We start from the raw sequence: 17785 nt of genomic DNA on the forward strand, positions 1-17785 counted from the left end.
ATGGATAAGACAGCGGAAGTTATAAGAATATTAAATGTTGCGGGTATCCATTTGTATGTTGCTGAAGGGAAATTAAAAGCAAAGGCAAAAAAGGGCAAGCTTAAACCTCAATTTGTTGAAATGATTAGAGAGCACAAAGTGTCTCTTCAGTCGTTTTTAGAGAATGATTCTCGAGGCGCTATAGAAATTGATGATCTAGCTAAGATTGTCCCAGTGGTTCGTAGTTCTGACTTACTTCCGGTATCCGATACTCAGAGACGTCTTTGGTTTTTAGATAGAATGGGTGATGGAGCAGAATACATAATGCCAGGTGCGCTGAAAGTATCTGGAAAGTTTGATGTTGATATAGCGGAACAGTCATTTCATATCATTATAGATCGCCACGAATCTCTCCGGACAATATTCGTGGAAGTTGAGGGTGAACCGTATCAACAGGTGCTTAAAGACAATGATTTTTATATTAGAAGATTAGACTTTTCTGGGCTATCCGATGCAGAAAGAAGTCAGCAGATTAAAGACCTGATTGAGAGTGAGGGAGTAAGTCTGTTTGATCTCTCTCAAGACCTTATGTTGCGTGTTTCCTATGCAAAGGTATCCCCTATAGAAGGAGTTTTAACCTTTAGTATGCATCATATCGCTTCAGATGGCCATTCTACTGGGGTTTTACTAAGAGAATTTGCTACGCTATATGAGAAACTCACTTCTAATAAGGGCTGGCTACTTCCTGATTTACCAGTACAATATGTGGACTACGCGATTTGGCAGCGTACATATTTAAAAAGTGAACGCGTTAAAACTCAGCTTAATTTTTGGGAGTCTAATTTACAAGAGATTCCTGCAGTTCACACCCTACCGTTAGATAAACCCCGCTCAAAAAAATTTAATACCTGTGGATCCAGGTATGTGATTAACTTAGATCGCCAATTATCTTTAGAGCTAAAAAAAATAGCTCGAGAAAATAATGTCACCCTATTTATGTTGCTGCATGCAGCATTTTCCGTGTTACTTGCCAAGTATTCCTCTTCGTCAGATATTGTAATAGGTACGCCTGTAGCCAATAGAGGCTCTAACGAATTAGAAAACTTAATTGGTTTTTTTGCTAACACAATTATACTTAGGACTACTTGTACTTCTGAAGTTGCATTTAGCGAATACTTAAATGAAGTCAAGAAAGTTAACCTTGATGCTCTAAACAATCAAGAAGTACCAATTGATCAATTGGTCGAGCGCTTATGCTCTGACAGAAATACTGGTTATATGCCGTTATTTCAAATCATGTTCTCAATGAATAATACTCAGTCTGAGACATTAAATTTGCCAGATGTTGAGTTGGAGTTTATAGAAAGCCAAACTGGTCATAGTAAGTTTGAATTGTTGCTAAACGCTGTTGAAGTTGATGATAGTATTCGCTTGACATTTGAGTTCGATACAGAGTTGTTTTTGTTGGAATCTGTTGTTCGAATGGCAGTTAATCTTCAGTGCTTGCTGAAAGACATAGTAGTTCGTGTTGATTGCCCTATCGGACACTTAAATTATATTGATGATAACGAACTCAAACTTATTCATAAGTTGGATTCGGCTCCAGAGTTCAATTCTACTACTTTTAAAAGTATTTGCTCTCAGTTTGAAAGTCAGGTCCAAAATAGGCCCAACCAAATAGCTGTATCTAATGGTAATGAATTTCTTACGTTCGCACAGCTGAATGAACATTCAAATCAGCTTGGTTGTTACCTTCGAGAAAATGGTGTTAAAGAAAATGTACTAGTAGGCCTGCTGCTTAACCGTTCGATCGATATTATAGTGGCCATATTTTCTATATGGAAGGCTGGGGGAGCCTACGTCCCATTAGATCCGTCTAGTTCTTCGTCACGCTTGGACTTCCTTCTCAAGGACAGTGGTGTCGAGTTACTTATAACTCATAAATCTTTACAGAACCGGGTAAAAGGGGTGAGTAGTATTACTGTTGATGATGCCTTCTTTAAGGCTGAGTTAGCACAGTGTTCGACTGCGAACCTCACAATATATGATAGAGACTCCAGTAAGGATTTGGCGTACGGGATTTACACCTCCGGTTCAACTGGACAACCCAAAGCGGCGCTTATTCAGAATGAATCATTGACCAATCTGGCCAATAATATCCGAGATTGGGGGTTAATTAAAGAGGGGGACGTATGGGGTTGGGTTTCTTCTTATGCGTTTGATGCTTCGTTACAAAGTATTATTCAGTTGGCTGGTGGCGTGTCCCTTGTCATTGTTGATGAGGACATAAAGCGAGAGGGAGCTAAACTCAGAAGGCTAATCTCTAAATTTAATATTCAGGTTATGGACTGCACCCCCTCTCTTCTTGAAAGTTGGTTTAGCCAAAATTTGGCTTCCTGTCTTCCAAACTTAGTGATTGGTGGTGAAGAGATATCTCAAGATTTATGGCATCGTCTGGTTAAATGGAAAACTCTGCATGAGCGTTCAGCTATAAATGTCTATGGACCTACGGAGTGCTGTGTAAACAGTACTTATAGTGTTATAGAAGGAGAATATCCAAATATAGGGATTCCCCTGAATAATGTAAGAGTAAAGGTCCTAGATGTACATAGATCTGAAGTTCCTTTAGGGGCGGTAGGGGAATTGTACATTGGTGGGCATGGTCTGGCTAAGGAATATCTGAATCGGCAAGATCTCACCAGTCAAAGATTTGTGTCAATGGTACCAAAAGGTGAGAGATACTACAGAACGGGTGATTTAGTGAGGCTTCGTCCATCAGGGGAGCTTATATATGTTGGTAGGATAGATGACCAAATCAAAATACGAGGTTATCGAGTTGAGTTGGGTGAAATAGAGTACCATCTTATTTCTCACGAGCATGTTGAAACGGCAGTTGTCATGTATCGTGAATTAACTGAAGGGCAGAAATATTTAATTGCATATGTTGTGTTTCGTCACCCTGAATTGGTGGGTGACGAAGTAGAGGAGATAAAGAGCACACTTGCCAATGAACTCCCGTCATATATGCATCCTTCCTTTTATGTGAAGCTCGATAAAATACCTTTAACCAGCAATGGTAAAGTTGATAAAAAAGCGCTTCCAGAGCCTAGTCGTATTGAGTCACATAGCCGATATGTAAAGCCAGAGGGAAAAATTCAAAAAAGGCTTGTAAATATTTGGTCTGATTTATTGCAGTTGCCAACAGACAAAATTGGAGCTAATTCAAATTTCTTTACTCTTGGGGGGCATTCACTTCTATCTGTACGTCTGATCGCTGCTGTACGTGTTGAATTTGGTGTGGAATTGGCAGTTCGAGAAATATTTGAATGCCCAATATTGGCTGAATTTGCGCGATGTATTGATCAAACACAAGAATCTGCCCTACGGCCTCAGATAAGCCCGTCATGTGATATAGTCGGTCCTATACCTTTATCTTTTGCACAGCAACGCCTTTGGTTTATTGACCAACTTGAAGGTGGTAGCCCCCATTACAATATGTTTGGCGCTTTTTCGGTTACTGGGAGCTTTTCAGAAGAGGCAGCCGAAGAGGCATTTACTCGAATCATTTCCCGTCACCATTCCTTACGTACTGTATTCGTTGATGAAGGACAAGGTGTAGAACAGCGTATACAGGATTCCGACAATTTTTCGCTAGTACGTTCAGATCTTAGTCACTTTTTTGCAGATCAACGTTTTGAAAAAATTCAACAGCAGCTTAGCAAAGAACAAAACAGAATTTTTGATTTGGCCCATGACTTAATGTTGCGTGCGGGCTACATACATACAGCTGAGGATGAAGGTGTATTATATATTAATATGCACCATATCGCTGCTGATGGTTGGTCAATAGGGCTATTGGTAAAAGAGTTTGGAATACAATACGAAGCTATTTTGGCAGGTATGAGTGATCAGTTGCCGTCGCTTCCTTTTCAGTATACAGATTATGCTAGTTGGCAGAGAAATTGGTTTAACAGCGAGGCTTTTACTTGTCAGTTGGAGTACTGGGATGAGCAGCTTCGTGAACTACCCCTTGTTCATAATCTGCCATTGGATTACACGCGCCCACAAAAATTGAGTCAAAAAGGAAAGCAAGTTTGTTTAACTTTAGATAAACATAACGGGGAGGCTCTGAAAGCGTTTGCTCTGGAAAGTGGGGTGACGTTATTTATGCTATTACATGGTGCTTTTGCCTTGCTATTATCTCGCCATAGCGGCCAAAGCGATATCGTGGTGGGTACACCTGTTGCTGGTCGTTTACAACAAGAACTGGAGGAAATGATAGGGTTCTTTGTTAACACTTTAGTGCTAAGACTCAACTGCAACCTAGAACAAACTCTATCTACCTATTTACAGCAGGTAAAGCAAGTCAATTTAGATGCCCAGGCAAATCAGGACGTTCCATTTGAGCACTTAGTTGAGAGACTTAACCCCGAACGAAGTACCCAATATAGCCCGTTATTCCAAGTTTTGTTTACGATGGATAATAATGAGCGAACTAATTTGGAGTTGCCTCGTACTCGGCTATGCAGCTTTGAACAAGAGGATGTTCAGGCAAAATTTGAATTAACTCTAAGTGTGACCGACAAAGAATCAGGCCTGGGTTTTCAATTCGATTATAACAATGAGTTATTCGATGAGGGGCATATTCGTCAACTGGCAGCACAATTGATGATAATGCTGACAAATATTCCCTTACACGGAAATGATAAGCTTGAAAGAATACCTTTAGTTGAACCCTCGGTTCAAATGGGCCTTCGTGGCGAAGTAGTACCAGTTCCTAGTGGCCATATTCAACAACATTTTGAAGAGAAAGCAGTATTACAACCTGATGTTGCGGCAATTGTTTGGCAGGGGCAAGCAATTAGCTATGGTGAGTTGAATCGACAAGCCAACAAACTTGCCAATTTGTTGCGTAATAAGGGAGTAGTACCGGAAAGCAAAGTTGGTTTGTGTTTACCGAGAACACCTCGCTTAGTGATTGCCATATTGGCGGTGTTGAAGGCAGGAGGAGCATATGTTCCCCTTGATCCTGCATATCCCAAGACACGCCTGAAATTTATGCTACAAGATAGTGGTACTAGTCTGGTACTGGGAGAAACTGAAAGTCAGTCACTACTGGACAATATTTCAGTTGATGTGTTGTGGCTCGATCGCTGTTCTTGGCAGGAGCAGTCGCCTGAAGCGCCTGCTGTAGAGCGAGATGGCCGTCAATTAGCATACTTAATTTATACGTCAGGGTCGACGGGCCGTCCAAAGGGCGTCTTAGTTGAGCACCTGAGTTTACTCAACCTCAACCATGTAGAAATTCAGGATTTTAAACTCGGCTGCGGTGATCGATTGCTACATTGCATATCGTTCAATTTTGACCCAGCTACTGGGCAGTTATTTGCAGGGCTAAATTCTGGGGCAACTATTTACTTGGTAGACCTACAGTCTGATTTAACTACAATAATTAGAGATCAAAATATAACCCATGCAATTCTCCCTGCAGCCGTACTTGCTGCTGAGAGAGAGCAATTATTACCCTCACTCAAGGTCATTGGCACAGGAGGAGAAACTTGCCCACTCAATGTTGCTAGGTACTGGTCTATAGGGCGTACATATTTCAACTTATATGGACCAACAGAGTGTACGATAACATCTCTGCGCGAATCTTATGTTGGTAGGGTTGACAGGGAGAGCATAGGGAGGCCAATAGCCAATTCCTATTGTTATATATTCGATGAGATCAAGCAGCTTGTTGCACCTGGCGCTATCGGAGAACTGTATATTGGTGGTGTGGGGCTGGCTAGAGGGTATTATAACAGACCGGATTTAGATTTTGATCGGTTTATACTTAACCCCAATAACGAAAGTGAGAGGCTTTATCGCACAGGAGACCTAGTTCGTGAGCTTTCAGATGGTCGCCTGGAGTTTATCGGCCGAGCTGATGAACAAGTAAAGATACGTGGCTTTCGAATTGAACTTGGAGAAATTGAAGCCGCACTATTGGATCTAAATAGAATCAAATCCGCGGTAGTGTTAGTTCGGGATGATCTTCCAGGTCAGTTAGTTGCATATTTATGCCCCGTAGAGAATGCAAATGGTGAAGAATTAGTTACTTGGGTGCTGGAAGCGCTACAATCCAGGTTGCCGACGCATATGATACCTGCTGCTTTTTCTGTATTAGAGGAATTACCACTCACAGTTAACGGTAAGTTAGATAAAAGCGCGTTACCTAAACCTGCTTTACTAAGCTGCGTTAATTTCTTAGCTCCCGAAAATGAATTCCAGCGAATTCTTGCAGGTATTTGGGCCGACTTACTCGGGCTAGAATATGAGCGGATTAGCCTCAATGACAATTTTTTTGCCCTGGGCGGGCATTCACTATTAAGTGTACGCCTAGTTAATCTTATTGAAGACAAGCTTAATGTCCGTATAACTGTGCAGGATGTCTTTAGTGCAAGGACATTAAGGCAGCTCTCAGTGTTGGTTGCTACGTCCGGTGCAGGTTCGTCTGAGGTACGCTTGACTCCTCGAGATAGAAATATTGTTGAGCTACCACTTTCATTTGCTCAGCAGCAGCTTTGGTTTTTAAATGAGTTATCTCCAGACTCGACTCAATATAACATGTTCCATGCCTTCAAGATCTCCGGAGATTTTGATGTGGTTGTTGCAAACAGAGCCATAAATAAGGTTATTAAAAGGCACGAAATCCTGAGAACGTGCTTTTATCAGAGGAAGCAAGGTCCGATACAAGTAGTACGAGAGGAATTTGATGTTTCTTTTCAAATTACAAAACTAAATAGGCTTTCACCTGAAGAGCAAGATGCGGTAATTCTAGAAACTATTAAACTGGAATCTTCTAATAAATTTGATCTTCAGGAGGACTTACTGTTACGAGGCTCTATATTGGAGTTTAGCAGCAGTTATAGAATTCTATTACTTACATTGCATCATATTGCCGCAGACGGGTGGTCAATGCGAGTTCTATTTGACGAGTTTTCGCATATATATACTTCTTTAAAGGAAAGTAGATCTTCAGAATTAAAGGAGCTGGATGTTCAGTATGGGGATTACGCGATATGGCAACGTAGGTACATGGAAGGAGCTACTTTAGCTCAGAAGCTTAAATTTTGGGAACAGAAGCTGGTCGATGCTCCTCCGATACATAGTCTCCCTACGGATAGGATCCGGGCAAGTGGTGGTGAGAAAAGCACAGGCATTTTTTACAATGGAGTTAATTCTAAAATAACGACTTCATTAAAGCTTCTAGCGGAAAAGAATGAAGCAACATTGTTTATGTTATTGCAGGCTGGGCTTTCACTACATATTGGAAGATGTAGCAATGAATCTGACATTGTAATAGGTGCGCCATCGGTTAGTCGAAATAATCAGCTACTTGATTCTATGGTAGGGTTGTTTCTAAATACGCAGGTATTTAGAGCACAGTTCTTAGATAACCCAAGTTTCAATGAACTAATAGCTCGTTGCCGTAACGAGCATCTTGAGGCAATTAGTTATGCAGATGTACCTCTTGAGCTTATCGTCGAACATTTAAGCCCTGAAAGGAGCACAGAATTTACACCGATATTTCAAATTCTCATCAATATGGATAATATTGGAGGAGAGGCTGCCGGTATTCCTGGCTTGGAAATTGAAGCTTTGAAATCTGCCGGAGAGATAGAGCATAAGTATGATTTAACTTTATATATCAACGAAAATATTGAAAACAACAGTTTAAGTTTTAGATGGGTCTATGATGCAAACTTATTTGATGAAGCTACGATAAAAACGATAGCGAATGAGTTTGAATTTCTTTTATCATACGTTGTGGGCAACCCAGAAGCGGCAGTATTTTCTATTCCATGGAAGAATGGCCATGGTTGGTCTGGGGCAGCGCTATCGAGAACTAATGAGAAGTTCGAAAGTATAATTGATGTATTCGAAGAAAATGCAGAGATTTACGCGAACAAGCCGGCCATTATTATGGAAAATATGGCTATTTCATACGGCGATCTGAATCAAAAAGCTAATCAGTTAGCCAATTACCTTTTTAAGCAGTTTGATATTCGATCGACTCATAAGGTTGCTATCGCAACCTCAAGAAGTATTGATCGTGTAGTCTCGATTTGGGCAATTTTAAAGCTCGGAGCGGCCTATGTGCCTCTGACGTCTGAGCTACCTGCTAATCGTTTGTCCTATATTCTTGAGGATTGCGGAGCAAAGGTGATCCTTACTGATCTGGAATCAATTCAGTGGGTTCAAGATCTTGCACCTAATGTTGAGTTGATTACTCTAGATCATCCGTCAACTGTCACGGAGTACTTGTCCTTTAGTTCTGATAAGCCTGTTTGTTCGGAGATAAGAAGGGGTACTGTCGCGCACCTTATCTATACTTCCGGCTCAACTGGGCGTCCGAAGGGAGTGTTGGGTACTCATGGAGCCACACAAAATCGTGTTGCTTGGATGTTAAATGACTTCCCGTTTGGTGAAGAGGAAATAGCGTGTCATATTACTTCGATGGCGTTTGTAAGAGCTGTTTGGGAATTATTCGTACCTATGTGTGCCGGTGTCCCTTTAGTTCTCTTCAAGCGAGATACGCTTAAAAATACCCCGGAATTTATCCTTCAGCTACAAAGAACTAAAGTAAGCCGGATTGTCACTGCTCCCTCTTTATTGCGCGCAATGTGTAGGGCAAAAGAATCATTTTCTGCGGAGTTGACAAGCCTGAAATATTGGTTTGTTAGTGGCGAAGCTTTTTCTATAGATTTATCCAAACGATCAATTAGCCTTTTCAAAGGCGTTAAATTCTTCAACTTATATGGTTCGACTGAGGTATTGTCGGATGTCCTTTATTCCTCTGTAACTGGTGAGGAGTCTGGAATCTCTGTTCCTTTAGGTCGACCGATACAGGGCGTAAATTTTGATATTGTCGATCGTAGTGGAAACTCGGTTCCCGGTGGTATGGTTGGCGAGCTTTTAATTTCGGGGGCTAGTGTCAATAGTGGATATAATAACCAAATATCATTGACAAATTCTGTTTTCGGGGAGAGTTCTCAAGGTCGAACTTATCGGACAGGCGACCTAGTCCGCCTTCTCAGCAGTGGGCAGGTGATTTACGTAGGGCGCTCGGACCACCAAATAAAAATTCGCGGATATCGAATAGAGCTTGGTGATGTCGAGTCCACAATGAGTACTCTGTCTGATGTCAAGGACGCAGCAGTGAAAGTATGGGGTGGCGGGGATGATAAATATTTGGCAGGTTATGTTGTTCTGAGATCTGATATTTCGGTCTCGGTTAATTTTGTTAAAGATGATATTCGCAGGAGACTCGGAGAACTGCTTCCTGGCTATATGGTACCTACGCGACTAGCCATACTCGATGTAATGCCGATCACACCTAACGGTAAAATAGACAGAAAAGCTCTTACGGAGCCAAATGATTTAGGAGAGGAATATTTAGCCCCGAAAACGGAAATAGAGAGATTTCTAGCTACTATTTGGTCTAGCTTACTCAAAGTGGATGTTGAAAATATAGGGCAGAACGCAAATTTCTTTTCGCTAGGGGGACACTCATTGCTATCAGTTCAGTTAGTGGCAGAGGTGTCTGATAAGTTTAATGTTAAGTTATCTGTTCGTGAAGTATTTGAGACTCCTGAGTTACATTTATTGGCGAGTATAATAGAAAACTCAGAAAATAATTGTGTTGATTCAAAGGTTGAGCCAGTCGATAGAGATGCGAAACATTTTGATCTCTCTCTTCCACAACAAAGATTGTGGTTTATTGATCAACTGGAAGGAGGTGGCAGTCAATATAATATACCTCTGGCGATAAAAATTTCCGGACAATTTAATATCAATTTTGCAGAGGTCGCGTTTGCAGCTCTAATTTCTAGGCACGAAATATTAAGAGTTAATTATATTGATGATGGTGATGGAGCTAAACAGGTAATTTCTGAATATAGTCCCTTTTTTCTCAAGTATATAAATTTTGGAAATGAATCAAGGTGGAAGATTGAGGAGAAAATAGACGCTACAATTAAGAGTGAAATATCCAGGGTTTTTGATTTGACAGCTGACTTGATGCTGAGGGCAACTTTTATTAAGTCACCGATGGATTATGGAGTGCTAATCATCAATGTTCATCATATTGCTGCTGATGGACGATCTATGCGGATACTCGCTCAAGAATTTCTTGATATATATCAGGCCATAGGTAGAGGAGAGGCCCCTAGAAAGGTGGATCTCCCACTTCAATATATAGATTATGCTGTTTGGCAAAAACAGATGTTGCTTGGCGATAAGCTTTCAGATTTGAGAAATTTTTGGAAGGCCCAATTGCTTGGGATACCTCAAGTGCATAATTTGTCACTGGATTTTGTTCGTCCTATTACGCAAAGGTATTCCGGCAAGACTATACATAGACTCCTAGATAACAAGTTATTGGCTAATTTGAAGGGCGCTGCGGAGAAATACAATATAACGCTCTTTATGTTGCTTCACGGTTCATTCGCCTATTTACTGTCAAGATTAAGTAATGATCACGATATAGTACTGGGAACTCCTGTTGCAAATAGATCGCAAAAGGAGATTGAGTCGGTTGTAGGATTCTTTGTGAATACTTTGGTTTTACGATTGAATTGTGATGGCAGTCAATCGTTACATGAGTATTTTTCCCAAGTAAAAAAAGTTAATCTGGATGCTCTTTCTCATCAAGAGCTTACTTTTGAACAGTTGGTAGACTTACTGAAACCTGAACGTAGCACCGCTTACTCACCACTTTTCCAGATTATGCTTTCAATGGATACTAATAGTCCAGTTGAGGCTGAGCTGGAGGATATTAGTGTTGAGTTTTATGAATTTGATCGTTCAGTAGCAAAATATGACCTAACGTTAAATGTTTCAGAATTGCGAGATGGGCTTCAATTAAGCTTTGAATACAATACAGACTTATTTGTTGAGTCTCGAATTCAAAGAATGGCTGAGCAACTGGAACAATTGTTACAGAATATCTCAAGCTGTACTGAAGGAAAATTAGGAGAGCTGTCCTGCATTTCTTCTAGTGATTTAAATAGAATCAATGGGGAGAGTGTTGGGCCTGGTGTGAGTGAGCGCGATCATGCAATTTTAGATCTATTTACGCTGCAATCTTCACGTTTCCCGAGGCAGCATGCGGTAACTTTTTCGAAGGAGAGCTTGGATTATGGTGAGTTATATCGGCGCTCAAATAGATTGGCAGATGATTTGATCAGGTCCGGTATTTCTGAAGGATCCTTTGTAGCAATTTGCATGAATCAATCGATTGAGATGATTGTTGCTGTGCTGGCTGTTCTCAGGTCCGGAGCTGCGTACGTACCCCTTGACCCGAATTATCCGCGCGAGCGTTTAGAGTTTATGCTCAAAGATTCTAGCGCAGGGGCTTTACTCACTCAGAGTCATTTAGTGGGTAAGTTTGATTTTGATGTTGATAATCAGTTTGTCTTAGATCTATATGACTGGGTAGGTGAAGGGCAAGCTGAATTTATAGCTCCAAAACGTAGCCGTAAGAGTCCTGTGTACGCAATCTATACTTCTGGTACCACAGGAATACCAAAAGGTGTCGTCGTTAATTATGGTGCTTTGAGCGATCATATACTGGCTATAACTAAAGTTCTATCTATGTCAGATAAGGATAGAGTGTTACAGTTTGCGTCATTTAGTTTTGATACTTTTGGGGAGCAAGTATTTGCTGCTTTAACAGTTGGTGCGAGAGTATATTTGCGGGAAAAGGAATTATGGAGTGGTATTGAGTTTTCAAAATTTGTAGATGCAAATAAAATCACGATTACGGATCTATCGCCTAACTACCTTTCCCAGTTATTATTAGATGACACAGTCAATTCTAGATTTTGGAATAAATCAACCCTAAGCAGAGTCGTTGTTGGAGGTGAGGCTCCTACAATTGGTTTGGTAAGGCGTTGGCGAGAGCTAAATATTGACAAAACATGTAAGCTGTATAATGCCTATGGGCCAACAGAAGCTGTAATAACAACTACTATTGCGGATATTACAGAAGCACAATCATACCTTCCTCTTGGAAATGCTGTAGGGAATAGGAAGCTATATGTGCTGGATGAGAATAAAAATCTTCTTCCATGGGGGGCTGTAGGAGAATTATATATCGGAGGTGGAATACTGGCAGAGCGATATTTAAATAACGACGGAAAAACAGCGGATTGTTTTTCCAGTGATCCATTTTCTAACTTACCTAAAGCTCGGCTTTATAAAACTGGCGATTTAGTTCGTTACTTGGAAAATGGCGATTTAGTATTCCATGGACGTACTGACGACCAAGTGAAATTGAGAGGGTTTAGAATAGAGCTTGGAGAGGTCGAACAAAAGCTCTCTGAGCATCGCTTTGTATCAGCATCTGTTGTTGATGTAAGAGAATGCCCGGATGGCAGGAAACAGCTGATAGCTTGGGTGGAGTCAACGGGGTTTAAGGTTGAGGGAGATTTTTCATTGTCTGAATGCCTAAGGCGCTTCCTGAAAGAACGCCTTCCTGATTATATGGTTCCTTCAATGATCATTGAAGTTGATGAGTTCAATGTTCTCCCTAATGGAAAATTTGATCGTAAAGCGCTGCGTATCCCCGAGGACTCTTTTGGTCTTGTTGGTATAACTGAACCTAAAGACCTTATTGAAACTAAGCTTCGAGCTATTTGGGCGCAAGTTCTTGGCGTTCCGATTTCGAGAGTTGATACGACGAAGAGTTTTTTTGAGATTGGTGGCGACTCAATTCTTTCTTTACAGTTGGTTTCCAGTGCCGCTAAGGAAGGTTACCAAATTAGCGTCAAGCAGATATTTGAACATCAAACTATTTCGGCACTTGCACCGAATGTTAAAAATTTAAATAAAGCTGAGGTCTCTCAGGGACTCGTGTCGGGGACACTTAACTTGATCCCCATACAGAGTGAATTTTTTCAAGATGAAACAGATCTACATCACTATAATCAGTCGATAGTTCTGAAAACCCCGCCCGGTTTAAACGTCGAAAATTTGAAGTCTATTTTGAGGGTTGTCTTTAGTAAGCATGACTCCTTCAGGCTGACTTTTGAATACAGAGATACAAACTGGATAGGAAGGTATAAACTTGAAGTTGAAGATTTGGTATCTGCTAGTGTCGAAAGTTATTTTTTTGAAGATGATTCATTTTCGAGTTTCTCTGATATTGCGGAGCAGGCGCAGAGAAGCTTATCGATTTTGGATGGTCCGTTGATAAAAGCAATTTTTATTGAGAATCTAAGTGGTGAGGGTCGATTATTATTGATTGTGCATCATCTAATAATTGATGGTGTTTCTTGGAGGATCCTGTTGCAGGATATTGAGCTGCTTTGGACTCAGTTAGTCAATAATCAGCCGCTTTCTGCAGGATTCAAGACTAATTCTTTCCAAGATTGGGCTCTTTACTTACAGAAGATTTCTCGCTCTCCATGTTTTACTGATGAGATTGAATACTGGTCCAATCTCGACATGCTTGATGTTGGTTCATATGATGAGATTAAGACTGTTTCAGAATTTTCTAATGTAGGTTTTGAACTTCCAATAAGTGAGTCTCAGGATATTTTGCTAAAGGCTGGTGAAGTCTACTCATCTCAAATCAATGAACTATTGTTAACCGTATTATCAATTTCGATTAAGCAGTGGAATGGTGAAGATACAGTTCGCTTTGATATAGAGAGTCACGGTAGGGATGGTTTGGATTCAGGTTTCGATTTTAGTCAAACCATTGGTTGGTTTACATCTATTTACCCTATAGCGCTGGAAGTGACAGGTGATAATCTAGTAAAACAGCTTCGGGCTGTTAAAGTCCAGCTTAATGAAGTTCCTTCACAGGGTTTAGGTTATGGTATTTATAAGTATATGCTGGGGCGCTCACTCATAGAAACCTGCTCGAAATCGGGGATCTTATTTAATTATCTGGGGCAGTTTGATCAATTTACCAAGCAGAATACTCATTTTTCTGTCGCTAGCGAGTCAACTGGTACTAACGTTAGCCCAAGAAGGCGGACTTCCCATGGGATCACCTTGACTTTAATTGCAACAGGTGGAAAGTTACGTTGTAATCTCCAGTATAACTCTTCTCAATATATGGAGAGTGAAGCGCAGAAGTTAGTCGATTTGTACAGGGATGGTTTGAGGTCTCTTGCTTCAAGCGTTACATCTGTTGATCCAGGTCCTAATGTTAATCCGGCTGGTAAATTATCAGAGTTGATAGTTTCTAACTTGGCTGATTCATGTCTTATTAAATTAAAGCACGGAGCTAATAACAGTCAGATCTTCTGCTTCCATCCTCTGGGAGGTAATGTGGGTTGCTATACGAAGTTGGCAAATAGTATGAATTTTGCTGGCACTGTCTATGGCGTTCAAGCTCCTGCAGTTACGGAAGAATATCGTTTTAGTTCATTCGAGGAATTGGCTGGGTTTTATGTGCGGGCTCTAATTAACCAACATTCTGGGGGGGACTTCCACTTAGTAGGGTGGTCGCTGGGTGGGTCCCTTGCTTACGAGGTCGCCGTTCAATTACAGAATGCGGGGCACAAAGTTGGTTATGTTGGTTTATTTGATGAAAGGCCAATTGAAAATCTAAGTAAATCTGTATTTTCCTGGTTTGATCGAATTAAAGGTCTGTTTGAAGATCAATTTGACTGGGAAATAATTTCCACTCTTGATGTTGATCAGGGGGTGGATAGGTTAGTTAATGATGCTTTTTCTACAGGTTTCGTTCCTCAGGATCTGGATAGATCTATGGTGCATCGATACTTTAATTATCTTGTTGATATAGGGTTTGCCCTGTCGGTATATCGTCCAGCAGTTGCAGGAATAGATTTAGAGTTGTACCGAGTTACAGGTAGCGACGCTGAGCTGAGTGATTATGGGTGGAGTCATTATGCGAAGGGAGAAATTATTCAAATAGAGGTTGAGGGTGATCATACAAACCTTGTCAGAGACCCTTATGTTCGGGGTTTATCTGAAGTATTTAATCGGCGGTTAGGTGAAAAGCTCTAAATCGCCTCTCTCGTCCTTGTATGGTAAGTTATACTTGTTTCTATAGGGAGTATTGGCTGTTAGTAGATGCTGCATCACTTTGATGGTGTGAAGTAAATAGTAGGCCGTGAGTTGATCGCTGGCCTGCTGCCTTTTAAGGATATATAGTGATTTCGAAAATCGTTTCAGAATATAAATGGAAGCTAGTTTTTGCGGCGGTATTGAGCGCGTTAAGTGCGGGCGTAAGTCTATGGCTGATCTCTATGATCAATGGCTCTCTAGCAGGGGCAGGAATGGATGATTTTGTACTTACGTTTCTTGTGGCCATCGTTCTGTTGTTCACTCTAGGTTTTTTTTCGCAATGGCTACTTGCAAGGCTAGGAACATCTTTGGTCTTTCGTATACGCTCTTTGTTGGTTGAAAGGGTATTAGGCACAAGCTACGAACAACTGGAGAAGATAGGTGGCCACAGAGTTCATGCTACTATCACCACCGATGTAAATAGCCTCTCTGAGGCGTTGGCAATCATACCGGTATTTGTTGTAAACCTCACAACAATATTGCTGTGCTTCAGCTATTTGGCGTACTTGTCTCCGACCATGTTCACCGTTCTTTTTTTATCCCTGGGTAGTGGTGTCTCCTTGACGGCATATATTATGTATCGGGGCGCTAGGGTTTTCACTGCTTTAAGGGAGAGTGAGGATGGTATGTTTAGCATTTTTAAAGGTATGGTTGATGGAAGTAAGGAGTTAAGCTTAAATGAGGCCAGGAGAAGTTTCTTTCTAAAACAATTAGTGCGGCCTAGATTGGAGGAGGTAAAATCGCTCGAGTCCAACGCACTGACATATTGGGTTTTAACTCAAAGTTGGGCATCAACCATCCTGTTTTTTTGCTTGGGATTGCTTGTATATTTTGCTTTTGCGGTGTACGAAATTGAGATTGCGGTTCTAACTGGTTTTGTTTTATTTACTACTTACATGGTGGGCCCCCTAAATTTCGTAATGCGTTCCTTTCAATTTCTTTTCAAGGGGCGAGTTGCCTATAAAAAAGTTCAATCGCTAAGTTTGGTGGAAAATCAACTTGTGGACAGAGTGACCGACAAGAGCGATGTCAACGGATGGGGTAAGATATCTGTTAGGGGTTTGATGTATCGCTATGAGGAATCAGGTGATCTAAGCTTTTCAATTGGCCCGGTAGATTTTGAGGTCTCTGAAGGGGAGGTAGTTTTTATTCGGGGTGGAAATGGAAGTGGTAAGTCAACTTTTGCGAAAGCACTAGTCGGCTTATATTCTCATTCCTCAGGCAGTATCCATCTTGGTGATATTGAGGTTTCAGAAAAAAACATTCAGTGGTATAGAAATCATTTTTCTACTATTTTTTCTGACTTTTATTTGTTTGAACATATCCTCAATTCTAAGGGGGAATTGGTTTCAAAGGTGGATGTCTGGTCACATGTCGAGCGCTTAGGGATGGCAGACAAAGTAGATATTGTTGATGGAAAGCTATCGACAATTGATTTATCACAAGGTCAACGGAAAAGGTTGGCCATGCTACTAGCTTGTGCTGAAGATGCCCCTATTTATCTTTTCGATGAATGGGCAGCTGATCAGGATCCAATTTTTAGGAGCTATTTCTACCGGGAATTACTTCCAGCATTTAAAGCAGATGGTAAAACTGTGATAGTTATTTCTCATGACGATAAGTACTTTGATGTGGCGGATAGGATGTACAATTTTGAGCTCGGTAAGGCGTATCAGGAGGAGTCGGCCATTAATGAGTTGGAGTTGTCTTCGCAATGACCTATTCGGGAAGTATATATACGAGTTCAATTGAAAATGTAGACGAATGGTTTCATCGGGATGAAAATACCTGTGTAAGCTCGGCGCCCATTAGATTGTGCTGTTTCCCTTACGCGGGAGGGGGGGCGCAAGTGTTTCAAGGCTGGCAAAGGGAGTTAGGTCCAGATGTTGAGGTGTTCGGCGTCGAATTACCTGGGCGTGGCCGGCGATTCGGCCAGCCTTTGCTTCACTCGCTAGATGAGTTGTCAAATTCTATTGCCAAAGTGATTTCCGGGCTTAACACAAAGCCTACAGCTTTTTTCGGGCATAGTAATGGAGCACTTATTGCTTTTGAGGTCGCCAGGAAGTTGTCCCTACTAGGCCTTGATGAGCCAAAACTACTGATCTTGTCAGCCAAGAAGGCTCCTCACTTGATTCTGGAAAAGAGGCTTCACACTCTGTCAGATGATGCTTTGTTGGCCGAGCTTAGGAAATATAACGGCACACCAGAGGAAGTTTTAGCAAGCCCTGAACTGATGGAGGTTTTTCTCCCAATTCTCCGTGCCGATTTTTCGCTAAGTGAAACTTATTCTTGTAGTGTGGACTGGAAGTACAAGGGTGCAGTAGCGCTATTTGGAGGTGCTTCAGATCAAACTGTGTTGGAGTCTGAGCTTCTCGCTTGGGCACAGTATATGGAGGGGGGGTCTCTCTAAAGATGTTTAATGATGGCCATTTTTTTATTAACACTCTGCGATCAGAGGTTGTGCGTGCGGTTGCTCGGGAGTTGAGTGAAATTACATTAGCCGCTTAAGGTAATTGCAGTTTGGCTTTGTGCGGAACCACTAATAGGCCTTCGGGTAAAGGCCTTAGGTGCTGCTAGGGCCTCGTATATATACCACATACAAAAAAGCCCCACTCTTGCGAGCAGGGCTTTTTTGTATGTGGCGGACCGGACGGGACTCGAACCCGCGACCTCCGGCGTGACAGGCCGGCATTCTAACCAACTGAACTACCGGTCC

The 17785-nt window shown here is 41.4% G+C and carries 3 protein-coding genes and 1 tRNA gene; 3 read left to right on the forward strand and 1 reads right to left on the reverse strand.

Features of this window, described 5'->3' with window-relative positions; all coding sequences use genetic code 11:
• The 3 genes from ACCI51_RS18080 (at window position 1) to ACCI51_RS18090 (ending at window position 17479) form a co-directional block, all read left to right on the forward strand.
• Complete coding sequence (locus ACCI51_RS18080; RefSeq protein ID WP_371844822.1) at window positions 1-15009, forward strand: non-ribosomal peptide synthetase; 15009 nt, start codon at window positions 1-3, stop codon at window positions 15007-15009.
• A gap of 146 nt (window positions 15010-15155) precedes the next feature.
• A complete protein-coding gene (locus tag ACCI51_RS18085; protein WP_371844824.1) occupies window positions 15156-16787 on the forward strand; it encodes a cyclic peptide export ABC transporter in 1632 nt (543 codons plus the stop codon).
• The gene (locus ACCI51_RS18090) at window positions 16784-17479 is read left to right on the forward strand and encodes a thioesterase II family protein (RefSeq protein ID WP_371844825.1); all 696 of its coding nucleotides are present in this window, start codon (window positions 16784-16786) and stop codon (window positions 17477-17479) included. Before ACCI51_RS18085 ends, ACCI51_RS18090 begins: the two co-directional genes overlap by 4 nt.
• Before the next feature lie 229 nt (window positions 17480-17708).
• Here ACCI51_RS18090 and ACCI51_RS18095 read toward each other — a convergent pair.
• A tRNA-Asp gene (locus ACCI51_RS18095) sits at window positions 17709-17785 on the reverse strand.

This window comes from Microbulbifer echini (assembly GCF_041447225.1).
GTDB lineage: Bacteria > Pseudomonadota > Gammaproteobacteria > Pseudomonadales > Cellvibrionaceae > Microbulbifer > Microbulbifer echini.